At 46.7% G+C, this 18,309-nt stretch carries 14 protein-coding genes; 1 reads left to right on the top strand and 13 read right to left on the bottom strand.

Annotation, left to right across the window (positions count from 1 at the left end):
- Nucleotides 1–154 precede the first annotated feature (154 nt).
- Nucleotides 155–3,532, bottom strand: coding sequence for an Rne/Rng family ribonuclease (locus tag NYP69_RS03785; RefSeq protein ID WP_473412940.1), 3,378 nt, complete (start codon nucleotides 3,530–3,532; stop codon nucleotides 155–157).
- A 320-nt stretch (nucleotides 3,533–3,852) separates the two neighbouring features.
- On the opposite strand from NYP69_RS03785, the gene NYP69_RS03790 reads away from it, so the two are divergent.
- Nucleotides 3,853–4,794 (top strand): AEC family transporter, encoded by a 942-nt coding sequence (locus tag NYP69_RS03790; protein ID WP_016636162.1) that lies wholly within the window; start codon nucleotides 3,853–3,855, stop codon nucleotides 4,792–4,794.
- A gap of 47 nt (nucleotides 4,795–4,841) precedes the next feature.
- Here NYP69_RS03790 and NYP69_RS03795 read toward each other — a convergent pair whose 3' ends face one another.
- From NYP69_RS03795 to NYP69_RS03850, 12 genes are all read right to left on the bottom strand, one after another.
- Nucleotides 4,842–5,129, bottom strand: coding sequence for a hypothetical protein (locus tag NYP69_RS03795; RefSeq protein WP_016636161.1), 288 nt, complete (start codon nucleotides 5,127–5,129; stop codon nucleotides 4,842–4,844).
- Nucleotides 5,130–5,162: 33 nt separating this feature from the next.
- A complete protein-coding gene (locus NYP69_RS03800) occupies nucleotides 5,163–5,456 on the bottom strand; it encodes a hypothetical protein (protein WP_119529353.1) in 294 nt (97 codons plus the stop codon).
- Between the two features lie 499 nt (nucleotides 5,457–5,955).
- A complete protein-coding gene (locus NYP69_RS03805; RefSeq protein ID WP_016785663.1) occupies nucleotides 5,956–6,816 on the bottom strand; it encodes a KilA-N domain-containing protein in 861 nt (286 codons plus the stop codon).
- Between the two features lie 480 nt (nucleotides 6,817–7,296).
- Complete coding sequence (locus NYP69_RS03810) at nucleotides 7,297–8,751, bottom strand: Maf family nucleotide pyrophosphatase (RefSeq protein ID WP_473412941.1); 1,455 nt, start codon at nucleotides 8,749–8,751, stop codon at nucleotides 7,297–7,299.
- Between the two features lie 64 nt (nucleotides 8,752–8,815).
- Nucleotides 8,816–9,868 carry a homoserine kinase gene (gene thrB, locus NYP69_RS03815; RefSeq protein WP_473412942.1) on the bottom strand — a complete coding sequence of 351 codons (1,053 nt, stop codon included), beginning with the start codon at nucleotides 9,866–9,868 and terminating at the stop codon, nucleotides 8,816–8,818.
- An 81-nt stretch (nucleotides 9,869–9,949) separates the two neighbouring features.
- Nucleotides 9,950–11,332, bottom strand: coding sequence for a homoserine dehydrogenase (locus tag NYP69_RS03820; protein ID WP_473412943.1), 1,383 nt, complete (start codon nucleotides 11,330–11,332; stop codon nucleotides 9,950–9,952).
- A gap of 83 nt (nucleotides 11,333–11,415) precedes the next feature.
- Nucleotides 11,416–12,426, bottom strand: coding sequence for a CPBP family intramembrane glutamic endopeptidase (locus NYP69_RS03825; protein WP_016785279.1), 1,011 nt, complete (start codon nucleotides 12,424–12,426; stop codon nucleotides 11,416–11,418).
- A gap of 12 nt (nucleotides 12,427–12,438) precedes the next feature.
- A complete protein-coding gene (locus NYP69_RS03830; protein WP_116286108.1) occupies nucleotides 12,439–13,584 on the bottom strand; it encodes a D-alanine--D-alanine ligase family protein in 1,146 nt (381 codons plus the stop codon).
- Nucleotides 13,585–13,672: 88 nt separating this feature from the next.
- Nucleotides 13,673–14,668, bottom strand: coding sequence for an NAD(P)H-dependent glycerol-3-phosphate dehydrogenase (locus NYP69_RS03835; RefSeq protein WP_473412944.1), 996 nt, complete (start codon nucleotides 14,666–14,668; stop codon nucleotides 13,673–13,675).
- Between the two features lie 318 nt (nucleotides 14,669–14,986).
- A complete protein-coding gene (locus NYP69_RS03840; RefSeq protein ID WP_473412945.1) occupies nucleotides 14,987–15,868 on the bottom strand; it encodes a lysophospholipid acyltransferase family protein in 882 nt (293 codons plus the stop codon).
- A gap of 711 nt (nucleotides 15,869–16,579) precedes the next feature.
- On the bottom strand, nucleotides 16,580–17,461 hold the full coding sequence (locus NYP69_RS03845; RefSeq protein WP_473412946.1) for an anchored repeat-type ABC transporter permease subunit: 882 nt from the start codon (nucleotides 17,459–17,461) through the stop codon (nucleotides 16,580–16,582).
- Nucleotides 17,461–18,282: an anchored repeat-type ABC transporter ATP-binding subunit gene (locus NYP69_RS03850; protein ID WP_473412947.1), complete on the bottom strand. Its 822-nt coding sequence runs from the start codon at nucleotides 18,280–18,282 to the stop codon at nucleotides 17,461–17,463. The genes NYP69_RS03845 and NYP69_RS03850 overlap by 1 nt, the downstream gene beginning before the upstream one ends.
- Nucleotides 18,283–18,309 lie beyond the last annotated feature (27 nt).

An 18,309-nucleotide genomic window follows, 5' to 3' on the forward strand; every position in this document is an offset into this window, starting at 1 on the left:
AGCTTTACTTTTGCCTCGCGCGCAGCATTGAACATGCGGCAAGACACCGACTATCAAAAATACACCTACCCCTGTACTAACGTCAAGAGCTAATCTATAAAGTCGAGCTAAACAGTAGAAACTATTGTACTCAAGCCTTATACTTTGGGCGTTTTTAGTTTTCTGATTCGTCTGTTTTTTCTTGCGACTCGTCTTTTTCTTGCGACTCGTCTGTTTCTGCTTCTTGCGATTCAACGGTTGCTTGCGACTCTTCCGCTGGCTTATCTACTGGCTCATCTACTGAAAAATCGCCAGCAAACGCCGCATTCGCAGCATCCTCAGAATCCACACTAATCGCAGAATCCGCAACATCCGCAGAATCCGCATCATCCTTACCGCCGTCCAAACTTCTGCGCAAAGACTCCTCAAAGAACGCCGAAGACGCAGCAGCAGCCGCAATCTTCGCCAACTTAGCGCGAACATCCGCACTAGACTCCTGCTTAACTGTAGGCGCGGTTTCCGCAATGCTTCCGTGGCCGTGCTTATTGGTCTTAATAAACGGATCTCCGCCCTTAAGCGCGTACGGATCGGCGTATTCCGAAGACACAGTCGGCTCGTCGTGAAGAATAAACCCGCGGCCTTTGCACGTTGGGCACTCCTCCGAAAACGCTTCAACAAGCCCCTGCCCAACTCGCTTACGCGTCATTTGCACAAGACCAAGAGACGTAACCTCCGCAACTTGATGCTTTGTGCGGTCGCGCGCAAGACACTCAACAAGACGGCGCAAAACAAGATCGCGGTTTGCTGGCATAACCATGTCTACGTAGTCGATCATAACCATGCCGCCAATATCGCGAAGTCGCAGCTGGCGCGCAATCTCTTCGGAAGCTTCCAAATTGCAACGAGTCACAGTCTCTTCCAGCGACTTTCCGCGGCCAATAAAACGACCCGTGTTCACGTCAATCGTTGTCATTGCTTCCGTTCGGTCAATAACAATCGACCCGCCTGCAGGAAGATAAACCTGGCGCTCCATGCCTTTTCTAAGCTGGCTGTCGATTTGCCACTTGTCAAACACGTCTTTACCTTCATGCTCTGCAGGATCCCAGTACTCAATCTTGCTTTGCAAATCAGGCGCCATCATCTCCAAGTATTCGCAAATGCGGTCGTACGCGCCCTTGCCTTCCACAATCATCTTTTGGAAGTCGTCGTTAAATATGTCTCGCACAACGCGAATCGCCACGTCTGGCTCGCCTTGCAACAGCTTTGGACGCTTTCCGTGCAAGAATTCCTGGCGCTTTGCTTCTATGCGATCCCACTGTTTTACAAGCGACTCAAGGTCTTTTTCAATCGCATCTTCACTAGCACCATCGGCAGCAGTTCTAATGATTATGCCCATGTCTTTAGGCGCGATTTTGCTTACGATTGCGCGAAGTCGGCTTCGCTCGCGGTCGGATAGCTTGCGACTTACGCCCGTCATCGCTCCAGACGGCACCAGCACCAAGAACCTTCCAGCAAGCGTTACTTGCGATGTTAATCGCGCACCCTTATGGCCTATAGGGTCCTTAGTAACCTGCACTAAAACAGGGTCTCCCGCCTTAAACGCAAGCTCCATTCTTCGCGGCTGACCTTCTAGCCTGGTTGTATCCCAGTTGACTTCGCCAGCGTAAAGCACGCCGTTTCTAGCTTGACCAATGTCTACGAACGCAGCCTCCATGCTTGGCAAAACGTTTTGCACGCGGCCAAGGTAAATGTTCCCAACGGTTGCAACTTCTTGAATGTCGGAAACGTAATGCTCTACAAGAATGTTGTCTTCGATTACAGATATTTGCGTGTGACGATCGCGTTCGCGCACAACCATAAGTCTGTCAACGTTTTCTCGCCTTGCCAAAAAATCTTGCTCCATAAGCAAGTTCTGGCGGTTGCGCTCTCTGCGATTATCGCGGCGGCGCTGCTTTTTGGCTTCCAGCCTTGTGGAGCCTTCAATATCTGTGATTTCGTCAATATATTGCTGTTTTCTAGACCTTCGACTTTGCGAATCCGTCTCTGCAGAGTCAAATCGCGATTCACTAGCGCTTGAGTCATCTGCAATCTTGGATCTGCGACGCCTGCGCCTACGCGTGTAAACTTCTTCGTCTTGAGATCGCAATTCTTCTGGGTCTGGAATCAAATCGCGGTCTTCTTGAGAAACCTCAATTTCGTCTACGCTGTACTTGCTAGACGTTGAATTAAAGGAAGAAGATTCTTCGGATTCGGCAGATTTATTGGCATTATCTGCTCTATCTGCCCTATCTACTCTAGAGGAGCGCCTGCGACGCCTGCGCCTTGTTACAACGCCATCCTCGTCGTCTTGCAAATCGGATTCTTTTGCGTAGACTTCATTTGAATCTGCGCTATCTGCGTTATCTGCGTTATCTGCGCTATAAGCATCGTCAACGCTATCAAAGTTATCAACGCGATTTCGGGCAAAATCTCCACTAAAATCATCCTCAAAATCGCTATAGTCAAGTCTTCTAGAGGCTTTTCCAGCTTTACGATTTTCTATTGGCGCGTAAGTTATGTCGTCGTATTCAAGGTCTTCTTCGATTTGCTCAACCTCGGCAGCAGCTCTGCGCTCTGCAGCGTTAAGTCTGCGATTTTTGCGCGATTTTCGGGCGTTCTGGCTTCCATACTCGCCGCGCTCACTTGCTTGCGATTCATCTTGATTCGCATTTTTATCTCGCTCAATTTGCGCGTTTTTCTCGTCTCGATTTGCTCTAGAACGCACACGAATCAATTGCGTATCGTCGTCTTGCAAATCATAATTATCGTCAAAAGTTTCGCGGCCGCTTTTAGCTTTGGCATAAGACTTGTTCGAGCGAGTTTTACGCGATTTTTTAGAATTGCGATTTGTGTCTTCACTAAAATCGTCTTTGTTTTCAAGTGATTCGCTAAAGTCTAAACTGTTGTCTGTTGACTTGCGATTATTGCGTGACTCTCGGCTATTTCGCCTACTCTCGTCTTTGCTGCGCAAATCACGAGAATCACGAGAATCACGCGAATCACGACGGCTGCGCGAATCGCGCTTACTACTGCTTGAATCTTCGTAATCCGAATCCGTCTCACGGCTTTCAGCAGAATGCTCGCGCTGAGGCAAAACTGGCTCTTGGAACAAAAGCGATGTTATTGGGCGTAAATGTGCTTGAGATTGCTGCTGTGCATAAGAACTATCTGCCGCAGAATCCGCAACAAAAGGAGCAGAATCCGCCGCCGCTACGCCATTGCGCAAATCCTGATTATCTCCGCCTTCAACGTGCAACTTCATCGATTCGCCAGCAGCTCCTGCAACTCTGACTACACGCCTTCCAGTGCGCCTGCGACGAACTCCGTTAGCAGCATCGTTAGCGCCAGAAACAACATTAACAACGCCGCCAACTCTAGCGGAAGTAGCATTAGGATTTACGCTAACATTAGCACCAGCATTCTCGCTAGCACTAGAATTAGCATTTTCATTTTTATCTTTTTTATTATCGTCTGCTTCAAATACGTTGAAGCTTTCTCGCGTTACTCTGGGCACAATGCTCCTAGCGAAACGCTGCAATCGTCTCGCGCTCTTAGCCTGGAATGGGCACGCTTGTGCGAGCCACCCCTCGGGCTGTTAATAAAGTCTAGCTGCGCGACAGCGGACACCTGCCTCGATTAAAAATCATGCGATAAAACGCGCGAGGGGATCGACGCCGTCGAATGCTTTGGCGGCTTGCAGCGCCACCGTTCTCTAGTATGCCATATTGCAGCGTCAAACAACATACGCGTGCGAATCATAGCGCTGCGAATCGTTGCGTATGCGCGGAGCCACACATTACCCCATTTGCAAAAATCAGCGCTAGAATCGTTTACATGGGTTTAATCAGCGCTATGCAAGGCTTTTGCGTAATCGGTATCGTGATTGCCGCTGGCTACGTAACTGCGCGTCTTCGCATCGGCGGATCGCAAGCACAAATGGTGCTTAATCGCGTAAGCTTTTTTGTTTCTAGTCCTTGTTTAATGTTTGCAATCCTCGCAAAAGAGCCAATTTTTGAGATTTTCCACTCGTCAATTTTTGTTGCGTTTTTCTCCGCAATGATTGTTGGCGTTGCGTTTATTCTGCTTAATCGCCTGTTTTTCCACCTTCCTGCGGCAGATTGCACAATTGGCGCGCTTAACTCGCTTTACTTAAACTCAAACAACATTGGCTTGCCCGTTGCAACCTATATTCTTGGAAATCCCGCGCTTGTAGCCCCGATTTTAGTTATGCAACAAGCTGTTTTTACGCCTGTTGGACTAACGGTTTTAGACGTTACAACCACTGGAAAGTGCTCGCTTAAGCGCATTGCTCAGCAGCCACTTAAGCAGCCGCTTTTAATCGGATCGCTTGGAGGAATTATTATTTCGGCAATTTCTGCAAAAGTTGGCTATTTCCCTGTTCCGAATTTTCTTTATGACCCGATTAAGATGATTGGCGATTCCGCGGTTCCTATGATTTTAATGGCGTTTGGCATGTCGCTTTACGGCAGTAAGCCTCTGCAAAAAGATTCTAACCGAGCTGCGATTGCTACAGTTGCGATTCTAAAAAACTTGATTATGCCAATTGTTGCGTTTTTACTGGCTTATTTTGTTATGGGGTTTCGAGGCGCCACTCTTTACGCATGCGTTGTGCTGGCGGCTCTTCCGACTGGCCAAAACGTATACAATTACGCTGCAAGATACAATGTTGGCTTGAGTTTTGCGCGCGACGGAATCCTGTTTTCTACCACTACAAGTCCGATTTTTATTGCGCTAATCGCAGCAGTTTTAGGGTGACTAATCCGCGCGCAATCGTAGCATTTTGCAATAACAACACTTTGCAATCATCTTGCTTTTTGAGCAAGAAGCAGTTTGCACGCTTCTCGCACAACATCCCCAACTTTCACACCCTGCTTATCGGCAGAAGCTTTTAGAGCCTCCGCATCTTCAGCAGATATGCGGAAAGTTATAGGTAGCATAGCTTCTTTATAAATAGGCGGTCTACCAAGCGGCTTTTTAATATGCAAATTACCAGCTTTTCCATGATATATGCCTTTTTCAGCATCACTTTCCCATTTATCAAGCATTTCATCGGTAACGTCAACGCCACCTTCACCACGAAAATTAGCCATAATCACTCCTAATATCTCTTAACTATATCCTACTTATCTTCTACCAAAAATTTGTCTAATTTCTTCTTGGCTAAATCCCATTTCAGCAAGAAACTTTTTAGTTGCAGGCGCTACGTGAAAAATAATCCATTCCCCATCTTCACCTTTATAAGCAATAAGTTCCGTAATAACACCACGCGAATCCCAAGCAAGTGAAAGCATCTGACTGGGCTCATACTCGCCTTGTCTGGGAAGCTCTCTACATGATGAGTTCCACATATTTATTACTTCAGTTTCATCGAGCCAGGGTCTTTTACGAATGACTCTAGTATGTACTAAAACCTTCATAAATATTATCTCCCACTCCTAATATTTCGTATACGAAATGTTATCACATTGCGCCAGAAATTATCAAAATATGCTAATCAAACTAATCAAAGCATGCATCAGCGCATAAGTATAATTCTACAAAGCAAGATCATTTTCCGCATTTTGTAGCTCAAAACCGCAAAATCAACAGCAAAAAGCGGAAAAGCAGGTCCTGTCGTTCGCGCGGTCTAAGCGCGCTCTATTCCTCACGGCTATTAGTAGCCGTTCGGCTGATTTGGCACATAAAGTCCACTGGACTTTATGTTTAAGCCAAATCACGCTTTGAAGGAGCTTGAAATGCGTTATGCAATTTCAAGCTCAGTCAAAGCGCGCAGCAGAAGCACTGCTTCTGCCTTTAAGCGGCTCAGCGCTCCGAATTGCCTTTTCGCGCTACGCTTCTCAAGCTAAAAGGCAGGTCGGAGCGCACAAAAACAAGGTAAATATCAGTATTAAGCGCAGAATTAAAAAGTGATTAAACTCAATTTTTTAGCACGGAATCCAAACTCTTTATTCCAGAATTATTCAAATTCTCAAGAGATAAAATCTGTGTTCGCGCCAAATTTCTAAGTTCAACCATTCGATCCGCCTGTGGCAAACCCTTAGAAATCAAAACAGCATTATAGCTTTCCATATTCGCCAATACCAGAAGTTCATTAATACTCGCCTCGTCTCGAATGTTGCCTTTTGACTTAGGATTTGCATCTCTCCATTGTTTAGCAGTCTTATTAAACAGTGCAACATTTAACAAATCTGCTTCATTTGCATACTTATACATCAACTGCTCAGGAGTCAAATCCTTCAACAAATATTCTTTAATAGCATCCGTATGAATCTTGTAATTAATCTTCGAAATCTCACGGTTCAAATTCCAATTCAGAGAAAGCCTTGAGTTCTCATCAGATTTAAGTCTTTGATAATCTTTGATAATATATAGTTCAAATTCTGCTGAAATCCAAGCTGCAAACTTAAATGCTATATCTTTATGAGCATAAGTTCCACCACCTCTACCGGATTTTACAAGTAAACCTATTGCATTCGTGATTTCTGACCATTTTTTAGGAGATAGCGTAAAAGCATTGCTACCAGCTTCTTTCAAAAACCCCTCGAATTCGATGGGTTTAAAATTCGGATTGTTTAGTCTCTCCCATATGCCTAAATACTCTATTGTACTGTAATTTCTCATCCAGTTTGCAACAACCACATTAGGCTCTTCTTTGTTTTTATATCTCGCAATATCGGTTAAACTAACGTAATCATTCCTAAAATCTTCCGTATAAACCTGAATTGCAAAGCCTTTTGCTGTAATAGTATCTTTTTTAATATTTGACGCATTAGACATAATTGCCCCCTAATTTTTACGCAAATTTACGCAATTAATTGCTTTATTTGATTTGTTTACTTTATTTCTATGCGCTTAACACAAAACCCATGAATCACAAGCAAAATTACAAAAATCAAGCACAAACCACAAAACATCTAACAACTAGCAGAAAACTAGCATGCATCAGCGCATAAATACGATTTTATAAGATTTCATAGATAAGAATCAACAAACTCGGATTATGATACAAACACACTACACAAACACACAAAACCGTAGTGCGATTGTACTGAATTTTGGCGTTTTTTAATACAAACGCACTACAAGGCAGGTCATCGTTCGCGCAGGTTAGCTGCGCTCACGTCTTCGCCGCACGTAAAGTCCACTGGACTTTACGTTTGAGCGGCTCAGCGAATCGAGGTGATTTCTCGCGCATTATGCAGCTCGAAATCGTCGATTCGCGCTACGCTCTAAGAGGAAAGGCAGGTCGTCGCGCAGCTAGCGAGTCGATGCTAGAGAATCAAGGCGAGCGCGGAAAGACGGCCAATCCGTGCGCATTGCCGTAAGCAGCTTTAGCTTCGGAACATCGTCAATCGGCACCCACTTGATTTCCATGCTCTCGTCGTCGTGCGCGCACGGATTCACGCTATGCCCTGGCTTTTCAAACGCAAAAACCGTTGTATAACGCCAATTCCCGTGATTTTCGCAATACGCTCCAACAACATCAATGTCTTGAGACGTTATGTTCGCTTCTTCAAACGACTCGCGCAACGCGCCCTCAATCGCAGTTTCGCCATCAGATATTGCGCCGCCAGGAATCCCCCACGTGCCGCCTTCCGCGCTCCAAAGCGCGCGATGTTGCATAACAACATGAGTCACGCACCCAGTGGCATCGTCTCGCCTAGCAAGCAGCACGCCAGCCGCACCATTATGGCCCCAATGCTTGCGCCCACAATCGCACATAACCCATCCATCTCCTGGCTGATGCACGTTTTCTTTAGGCACTTCTTCGGAAGCTGGATCGTCTTTAATCGCCTCGCCCTCTAGCTTGCGACTATTCCACAAATCTGGCCAAGCGTACCCAAGATCGCAAACCATCTGCCTTAGCAGAGGCAAGCTGATTCCAAGAACTCCATGCGGATCGCCCTGAATTCCCTCAATAAACGCACCACCAAAGCCTTCTAGCGTAAAGGATCCTGCCACTTCCAGCGGCTCGCCAGTTTCTACGTACGCGCGGATTTCCTCATCGCTCATATGTGCAAAAGTCACGCTTGCGCGGCTCACTTTGCACACGGTTTTGCCGCTTTTTGCGTCGATTAAGCAATGGCCAGTAAACAATTCTCCAGTTTTTCCGCTCATTCGCTTAATACGCTCGAATGCCGCTTCAGGAGTATGCGGCTTGCCGTAGCATTCGCCGTCTAGCAAAAACATGGAGTCGCAGCCAACAATAAGCACGCTGTTGCAATCGTTACAAGATTCATTCGTATGCGCAAAATCGTGAATATCAAAAGTCTTGGTAGGCACTTTTACGCCAGAAAAATCGCGAGTTTGCGCAGTATCTACGTTATGCGTTACGTCTGATTGCGAATCGTCTGCCAAAGCGCTACTAGCAGTTTCAGAAGATTCAGATTCAGAAGATTCAGATTCTGCATTCTCAGCCTCATCCTCAGCCTCCAGCGGATACCCCACAACCAAATCGCCACTAGCCGAAGCTGCTGCATCTGCCACAAGCTTCCACGACTCATACACCGCAAAAGCCTTTGCTCGCGCCAAAATCGAAACGCGCTCCTCGGCGCTCATCTGCTCTACGCCAACACCTTGCGCATTTGCAGCATTACGCAACGCCGCTGGCTCATCTACCTCGCTCACGTGAATCACAGGAATCACGCCTGCAGCTGCCAACACCGCTCTTCTTGCAGGAGACTGAGAAGCCAAAATCAATGAAACTTTCATATTCCCTCTTTTTGCGATTTCACTCATAACTTCACTTACAACTTCACTTACAACTTCACACAAATTATTCGCGAGTTATTGCAACGCCTGTAGAATCAACATGCACGTGCAAAACTTTCCAATCGCAGCCATCTAAAAGCGGCTTTGCAATTTTTTCTATTTTTTCGTTTATATTAGTGGCGTTATTTCCCTCTTCGGAAGCTTCCGACTTTTCCTCGTAGAACACCGCTGCGCAAGATCCAGCTCCCGATATTGCAGCCGCAAACCCCTTGTCTCGCAAAGCTTTTACCAAATCCCAAGTTGGTTGCATAAGACTTGCTCGGTATTGCTGGTGAATAGCGTCTTGAGTAGCTGTAAAAAGCAAATCGTTTCTAGAAAGAGTGGATTTTACGCAAAAATCGCAAGCATCGGCAGAATCAGCAGAATCGGCAGAATCGCAAGCATAACCAAAATCACCAAACGCAATCGGCAATAAGCAAGCGCGCGAAACGTTAAACACAGCATCTGCATATGGCACTTTTTCTGGAAGAGCTTGACGAGCCATTTGCGTTGAAAGAGTAAAGTTCGGCACAAAAATCGTTGCACGAATTTGCTTAGAAACGCCGTATCGAACAGTGTGGAACTCACTGCCACTCTTCCAACTGGTTGTTAATCCGCCAAAAACTGCCGGAGCAACATTATCTGGGTGGCCTTCAATCGAAGATGCAAGCTCAAAAATAGCTTGCTTATTAAGATCCCCATTATGTGCAAAAGCCCAAGCTGCAGCCACGCCCGAAACAATCGCACTGGCAGAAGACCCCATTCCGCGCGCTTGCGGAATGCGATTATGCGCTTCTAGAGTAAAGCGCAAACGCGGCAAGCCAAATGCTTCGCACGCTTTGCGAAACGCGCGAACAACAAGATGCGTCTCGTCTTTTGGCAACGTATCTTCGCCTTCGCCGCTAATAATCACGCGAACATCTTGCGAATCATCAAACGAATCATCAACCGAATCATCAAGCGTAAAAACTAGCGAATCCGAATAATCAAGCGCAATTCCTGCAACGTCAAATCCAGACCCAAGATTTGCGCTTGTTGCTGGCACGCAAACTGACACACTATTGCATACTGGTTTCATTTCGCACCTTTTCCACTCGAGCAGCCTACTAAATTACTTAATTACTTAACTATTCGATTACTAAATTATTCGATTACTAAATTACTCAATAATTCGCAATGCAAGAGGCTTTGCACACACAGCATCCACCTTTTGCAAATCAGCAAGAATTGCGCTCAAATCCGCCTCTGTGCAATCTTTTACAAGCACGCGCAAATCGCCAGGGCCGCCGATTCCGCAAGCTGGGCAATCGCCTTCACCATCGTATTGAGTTTGGCAAAGCATAGGCAATCGTTCCGCGTTAACTCCGTGCTCCGCAAACACGTCCATCACTTCGCTGCAAAGAGCAAGCGAAGTATCCTCCATGCTGCATCGCACAACAAAATCCGCACGAATCGAGCGCGTAGAAGCCAAAGATTTGGCGTTATACATTGGCACGCTAGCATCGTTGCAGCCGCGCGCTATGTTTCTAGCAGCTCCAACAATATCTCCAACAACCGCGCTTGCTGTTGGCGCGCCACCAGCGCCGCGGCCGTAGAACATAAGATCGTCCGCCGCTTGCGCTTTAACAAAAACGGCGTTAAAGCTGCCATGAACGGAAGCCAGTGGATGCTCTTTGCTAACCAACGCTGGGTAAACGCTTGCGCTCACTGCGCCACTCGAATCGCAAGCAACCGCCGCAAGCAACTTAATCACGCGATTTTGCGCACTTGCTGCAGCAATATCTTCAGCCGTAATCGCGCTAATTCCTTCAACACTAACGTCATCAATGCTTATTGGCATTTGGAATGCAAGTGTTGCCAAAATCGCAGCCTTGTTTGCTGCATCAAATCCTTCAACGTCTCCTGTAGGGTCCGCCTCCGCATACCCTTTTTCTTGAGCTGCGCGCAAAGCCGAATCAAAATCAAGCCCGCGAACCGTCATCTCGTCAAGAATGTAGTTTGTAGTTCCGTTTACGATTCCAAAAATTTGCGTGATTTTGTCGCCCACAAGCGACTCTCTAAGTGGACGCAAAATCGGGATTGCACCTGCCACAGACGCCTCAAAGCTTAAATCCACTCCGTTTTTTTGCGCGCACTCGTAGAGTTCTGGGCCAAACTTTGCAAGCAACGCTTTGTTTGCTGTTACAACCGATTTTCCGCATTCTAGCGCAGTTTTTACAAATGTGTGCGCTGGCTCTAAGCCGCCAATTAGCTCAACAATTATGTCTATATCTTCGCGTTTACAAATCGCTCCTGCGTCTGCGCTTAAAAGATCTTTGGCAATCCATGGCGCGTCCACTTCTTCTGGATGCAAGCACGCAACTGCCGCAAGCTCTAGCGGAGCGCCGATTCTCGCCGATAAGTCAGCGTTTTCTTCCACTATTAGACGCGCTGTTTGCGATCCTACTGTTCCAGCGCCTAAAAGACCCACGCGGATTGGATCTGCGGCAAAGCAATCGTCATTTGCACATTGAGCGCTTTCTAAATTGTTTTGGTCTAACATAGACGCCTCCTAACTTAAATCAAATATCAATTAAATCAATTCAATTTGTACGAACAGATTCAGCTTGCACAAACAGATTCACCCTACACAAACAGCATAAGCAAATTTAGCAAAACGGACGCAATCAAGAATCCCATAACGCCAACGGTTCCGTAAAGTGCTTTTGTTCCAGCGCTCCCACGAATCTCTAGCGGCGAATCGTAGAATTCAAGATACCTCTTGCGACGAGCAAGTAGCACAATTCCAAACACAAACATAACAATCATAAACATTGCATAAAGGCCTATAAACATAAATCCAGGAGCCAAATCCGCAATCTCTTGAGTGTTCAAGTTTTCAACCTTAATAAGATCTCCATTTGAATCCATCATGTTGTTTGAAATCCACATTGCTATAACGCTGCCTTGGAAGTTTACAATCATGTGCAAAAACACGCTGTATCTAAGCTGCGATGTACGAACGTACATGTATCCAAACACAAGACCAAGCCCAAAAGCGTAGAAGAATTGGAACATATTCATGTGGAAAAGCGCAAACGCCAATGCAGAGAACACAATCGCGCGCTTTTCGCCATACACGCGCAACCTGTCTATAATTTGCTTTCTAAACAGCCATTCTTCCACAACTGGAGCTAAAAATACCACAAAAAGCAGCGTTTCCCACACGTTTCCACCTGCTACAATATCTGCAATTCTGTTCTCGGCTTTTCCACCAGAAATAAGCGCAGAAGCCACAAGCCCAATGTAACTTCCTGCATACATTATTGGCACACTAACAGCAAAGAATCCGCCAAATTGGCGCAAAGACATAGTAAACTTGCGAGTTTCTACCGCTGGTGTACGCCTTAGAACAAGCATTGCAAGCGGCAACGCTATTAGGTATTGCGCAACATCCGAAGAGACAAATGAGCTTAGCGAAGGTGTTAAAACACCTTTTGGAACAAAAATGCTAATCAACTCGCCAATTAAAAGCGTTGCAAGAATCCACGTAAATAGGAACACGCACAGCGACACTCCTACAGATCCTTGACGTCTGCGCGCAATCGTGTACGCGTCTGGATGCTGTTTGTTTGCAAGCTTACGCTGTTTACGCATTTTTACCTCCGACTAGTCTAAAATCACGCCTTCAATAAGCTTTGTGATTAAATCGCTGTAGCTTATTCCTGTTGCTTCCCAAGCTTTTGGATACATGGAAATTGGCGTAAAACCAGGCATTGTGTTGATCTCGTTAAGGATTACGCGGCCGTCTTTAGTTACAAAAGAGTCCACACGACTTAGCCCTCTTCCATCTGCCGCTTTGAACGCTGCGAGCGCAGTTTTTCGCACGCGTTGCAAAGTCTCTTCTGGCAAATCCGCTGGAACTTCAACGTGCGAAGCCGCAGAATCCATGTATTTGCTGTCAAAATCGTAGAACTGGTCTTCGCCAGCCTGGCGCTTGTCGAGCACAACCTCTCCAGGCCAGCTGGCTTTTGGCTCTTCTCCATCACGCGCTGCAAGAACAGCGCACTCAATCTCGCGCGCATCAATTCCCTGCTCTACCAATACTCGCCAATCGTGCTTTGAGGCCTCATAAACGGCATCTGCTAAGGCCTTAGCATCGCGCGTTTCTATTTTTGTAACTCCAAAACTAGACCCTGCACGGCTTGGCTTTACAAAAAGCGGATACTCTAGTTTTGCTTCTTCAACTTGCTCAAGAATTTCGTTTGCGTACGCATTAAAGTGATTCGTTGAATCGCTTGCAAACTTGCGTGCATCCAGCGCAATCCCAGGAGCCACAGCAATTCCCGCCGCCTTAAAAAGCTGCTTTGCGTAGTATTTATCCATGCACGCAGCTGAGGCCAAAACTCCGCAACCAACGTACGGAACTTGCATCATTTCTAGCAAGCCTTGCAAAGTGCCGTCTTCGCCATTCGGGCCGTGAAGAACTGGGAAAACAGCGTCAATATGACCTAAGCTTGTAAGCGTGCCATCCTCCTCTCGCACCAAAAATCCGTCGGCGCCCTTTGCTGGGTCAAGCACAACATCGCGCGTTTCTGCGGTTTTCGTGATTACTGGCAGCTCACCTTGCTCCATGCGGAAGTTTCGCGGATCTTCGCCGCCAACAATCCACTCGCCTTGCTTTGTAATTGCAATGCGCACGATTTCAAATCGACTTTCGTCTACAGCACTAAGCACTCCAGCAGCCGATATGCAAGAAATCGAATGTTCGTCTGCTTTACCGCCGTACAAGAACACTACACGCTTTTTCGTCATTTTTTTCCTTTTATATTTTGAATTATTTTAGTTATTTTGAATTATCTATATATTTTGAATTATCTAAGCGCACAACTTTCGCGCTTCACTACTCCTCGCAAACATCGTTATCAAAAAGCATTGCAAGCATCTCTTGGCACGAGATTCCTTCTTCTAACACGCAAGCCATTGCGCTTGCAAGCGGAGTCGCAACTCCCAAACGCTTGCCCATTGCTACAACCGCGCTAGTAGTTGGAACGCCTTCCGCAACGCCATTGCTCACAGCGGTTGCTTCTTCAACGCTCATGCCTTTTCCAAGATTGGCGCCGAAAGTGTAGTTTCGACTTAGCGGAGACCCACAAGTTGCAACTAAATCGCCAAAGCCTGCAAGTCCTGCAAATGTGCGCGAATCTGCGCCTTCCGCAACGCCCAATGCCGTCAACTCTGCAAGACCGCGAGTTTCAATCATCGCAGCCGTGTTTTCGCCGTAACCAGCTCCTCGAGCCATGCCAACTGCAAGCGCAACAACATTTTTAAGCGATCCGCACATTTCTACGCCGATTACGTCGGTGGAAACAAACGCCTTAAAATAGCTGTTTGAGCAAGCTTTTGCTACAACTTCGGCATTCTCGCGATTCTCGCACGCAACTACAGCCGCAGCATGCTGCCTTAATGCCACTTCTTTGCTTAAGTTTGGCCCAGATAGTGCCGCAAAACGGTTGCGCGGTAAGTTCAAGGCCTCGCACACAACTTCGTCCATGCGCTTGCCTGTAGCTCGCTCAATGCCTTTCATAAGCGAAACAACAATCGCATTTTGCGGAATTTTGCCAGCAAATTCTTCGAGTGCAACGCGCGCAAATTGTGCTGCAATCGCAACTACTACAATGTCTGCGTTTGCTACAGCTTCTTCACGATTCCCCGTAGCCGTCATGTTTTCTGGCAAACGCTCTACGATTGGCAGCCTCACTTCGTTGCGGTGATTATCTCGAATGCCTTCAACAATTTGCGGCTCTATTGCCCACATTGTCACTTGATTTCCCGCGTCTGCAAGCACCTGCCCAAACGCCGTACCCCAAGCTCCAGCACCCAACACCGTAACGTTCATGTTTACGCCTAGCCTTTCGATTTATGAGTTTGTAAACCACTTTGGCTTTAAGCCATTTGTAGCGATTTACAACTAGTCAAGCTATAGTCAACTTAGTCAACTCGTAGCAAACTTAGTTAGTTTATAGTCAACTTAGTCAACTTTTAATCACACTATTACATAATTCTACACAGTGCGCTTTACGGGCATTTTGTGAAGACTTTATTAGTGATTTATCGGTGACTTGCTTACGATTTTCTAATAACTTATCACTGATTTATCAACGATTTACTTACGACTTGTCAACAATTTACGACTTATCGAATCGCAATTTATCAACTATTCTTTGACTCTTTTCATAAGCTTGTAATCGAAGTATCCTTCTGGCGATTTTTCGCCGCGAATCTCTTCCATAATTTCCGTCATGCGCACGCGTACGCGACGAGCCAATTCGGCAGCAGACTCCATAGGCGGCAAATCGCCCCAATTTTCCATATCTTTTAGAAGATCCGAATAATCAAGACGCGCATCGTAGCACATTACAACATTCTTCCTTGGCCACGGCCACCAATGATTAATGCTTGCAGCACCCCACGTAACAGCGCAAAATAGCGGAATTTGATGCCCCAACCTGCGCGATGCTTCGAGCGCAATAATGCCAATTCCTGGCTTCATGCTCATAGGCCATTTTTGAGGGTCGCGCGTAACTGTTCCTTCTGGCCATACGCTAAGCGGCCTGCCGTTTGTAAGGATTTTAATCGATTCTTCTTCGATTTCGCGCGCTTTTCCGCTTCTGCGTGGAACTGGTTGCATGCCAACAAGCTGGAACCATTTTCCTAAGATTGGCCAATGCGCGAGTTCTGCTTTTGCCATGTATCGCGGACGGCGACCTTGGTGGAATAGAGACGTCATTGGCACAAAAACGTCGAACATTGTAACGTGCGTGCAAGCGGTTATAAACACGCCTTCTTCTGGCACGTTTTCTAGTCCCCATGCGCGCACTTTACAACGAGATCTAAGCACTCTAGACGTTCCTTCGAGCAGGCGCTCGGTTGCCTTTGGATTTTGCGCGTTGATTTCTGCTGCGTTTGGCGTACGCGCGCCAGTTGGGTAGTAATAAGTAGGATCAACTAACTTGTGTGCGCGCGCTAAGCGTTCTACTTGCTCATCGCTGAGCGGCTTAACTGCGCTTCTAGGCGAAGGTTTTCCTTTAGATACCATACGTCTATTGTGCCGCAAAGTATAAACCGCAAAATCTTCCATAAGCACACTACATGATTACGCCAGGCGCTGTAGAGATTCGAGATTTTTCGCAGCGGATGAAGCGTTTCGTTCGCGCGGTCTAAGCGCGCGAACGTCTTCGCCGCACGTAAAGTCCACTGGACTTTACGTTTGAGCGGCTCAGCGAATCGAAGTGCATTCGCGCGCTACGCTTTAAGCGCTCATGCAAGTCGATTCGCAGTCCTCCGATGGTGATTCGCTGAAGTAGCAAGAAAAATCGAGAATCTCGGTGATAAAAGCCACGCAAAAGTCCTAGATATCCAGAAGGTTTGATGTATTTCTCTACGAGCAATAAATAGCGCCGTACTAAAACCTAAAACCTTAGAATATTAACGTTCATAAACCATCCGTAAAAGTGTTTCGTTCGCGCGGTCTAAGCGCGCGAACGTCTTCGCCGCACGTAAAGTCCACTGGACTTTACGTTTGAGCGGCTCAGCGCGCCAAATTGCCTTCTCGCGCTACGCTCTAAGCTCGAAGGCAGGTTGGCGCGCCTGCGAGGAGAGAAATACTCAAACCTCGCGCAACAGCAAATAGAGAAAATCGCTCGCGCGGATTAGCCGCGCTCACGTCTTCGCCGCGCAGAAGCAATGCTTCTGCCTTGAGCGGCTCAGCGCTTTGAAGGAGCTTGAAATGCATTATGCAATTTCAAGCTCAGTCAAATCGTGCAACAACTGATCGTAGTTTCGGCACAATTCTCGCTACCAACCCGTGTTTAGGCGAGAACACCCACGCTAGAACAAACATAAAAGTCGCAACCAAAACGATTGTTCCGCCAGCAGCAGTGTCTAAACTCCAAGACAAGTACATTCCAAGAATCGAAGAAGCGCACCCAATAGCAGGCGCTAAAATCATCATCTTTCCAAGTCGGTCAGTAAGCAATCGCGCAGTCGCCGCAGGCGTAATCAAAAGCGCTAAAACAAGCACGTTTCCAATTATTTGCACAGATACTACTACAGCAATCGCAACTAAAACGTATAGCATTCCATCCAACCACGCTACTGGCAACCCCATTGCGCGGCTTGTTTCTCGGTCCATCGAAACGCATACTAGCTCTTTGTGGAACATCATTAAAAGCGTTACAATTATTAGCCCTGTTATTGCTACTACAGCAATGTCGGAGTCTGGGATTCCCGTAATGGAGCCAAATAGGAACGATTCTAGGGATCCTGCATAGCCCGAAGCTTTTGATATTACTACGATTCCCAGCGCAAAGGCAGACACAAAAAATACGCCTATAAACGAGTCTTCGCGAAGCCTGCGATTTTGGCTAAAGATTGATACGATTAGCGCGGTTGCAACTCCTGCGAGCGCGCCGCCAAACAGCAAGTTTCCTTGCAGAACAAACGCGATTGCAAGTCCTGGAAACACGGAGTGCGCCACTGCGTCTCCAATAAACGCCATTCCGCGTAGCACCACGTAGCATCCAACTACGCCGCAAATTACGCTAGAAAGGCACGCCACTATAAGCGCTTTGAGCAAAAACCAAAGGTCTGGGTTTGTAAGGTCTTGTATAAAGTCGATTGGAGATAGCATTATTTTTCTGCCCCACTTTCATGCGCCATAACGCGCTCTACAGCTTTGATTAGTGGATTTTGCGCATCCACATGGAATGTTTGCACCCATTGATTTGCGTTTAACGATTCTGGAGCGCCATCTCCTACTATGCTTCCGTCAAAAAGCATGATTCTAGAACACGAGTTTATAGATCCGATTATGTCGTGCGAGCTCATCAAAATAGCTTCTCCCGACTTTGCTAAATCCAAAAAAAGACTCGTAAGCAGCTCTTGCGTAGGCATATCTAAGCCTGTAAATGGCTCATCTAAAAGAAGCAATCGCGGCTGCCCAGCAAGAGCACGCGCAACAAGTACGCGCTGCCTTTGACCGCCCGAAAGCTCGCCGATTGTGCGATCCCTAAAATCCGCCATTCCTGTGCGCTCAAGAGAAGCAAGCGCTATCTCGTAGTCTTCTGTTTTTGCGCGACGAACGTAGCCAATGTGACGAATGCGACACATCATTACTACGTCTAGTACAGAAAGTGGAAAATCCCACGCAATATCGTGGCGTTGTGGCACGTATCCAACGTTGTTTACTCGCGAATTAATCAAAGATTCACCGCTTTTATTAGCGTGCACTTCGAGTTTTCCAGAATGCGGTATTAGCCCCATAATCGCGCGGAAAAGCGTTGTTTTACCAGCTCCATTTGCGCCAAGAAGTCCCACAAATTCGCCACTTTTAATCGTAAACGAAACGTCTTTTACAATCGTGCGACTGCCGTAACTTACGCTTAAGTTTTGCGCGTTTATAACAGTATTCGCGTCTATATTCGCATCCATATTTCCCTCGTCAATCCTCATCACTTAAATCCAACTTAAATCCAACAT

It is taken from the genome of Gardnerella sp. c17Ua_118 (assembly GCF_055804255.1).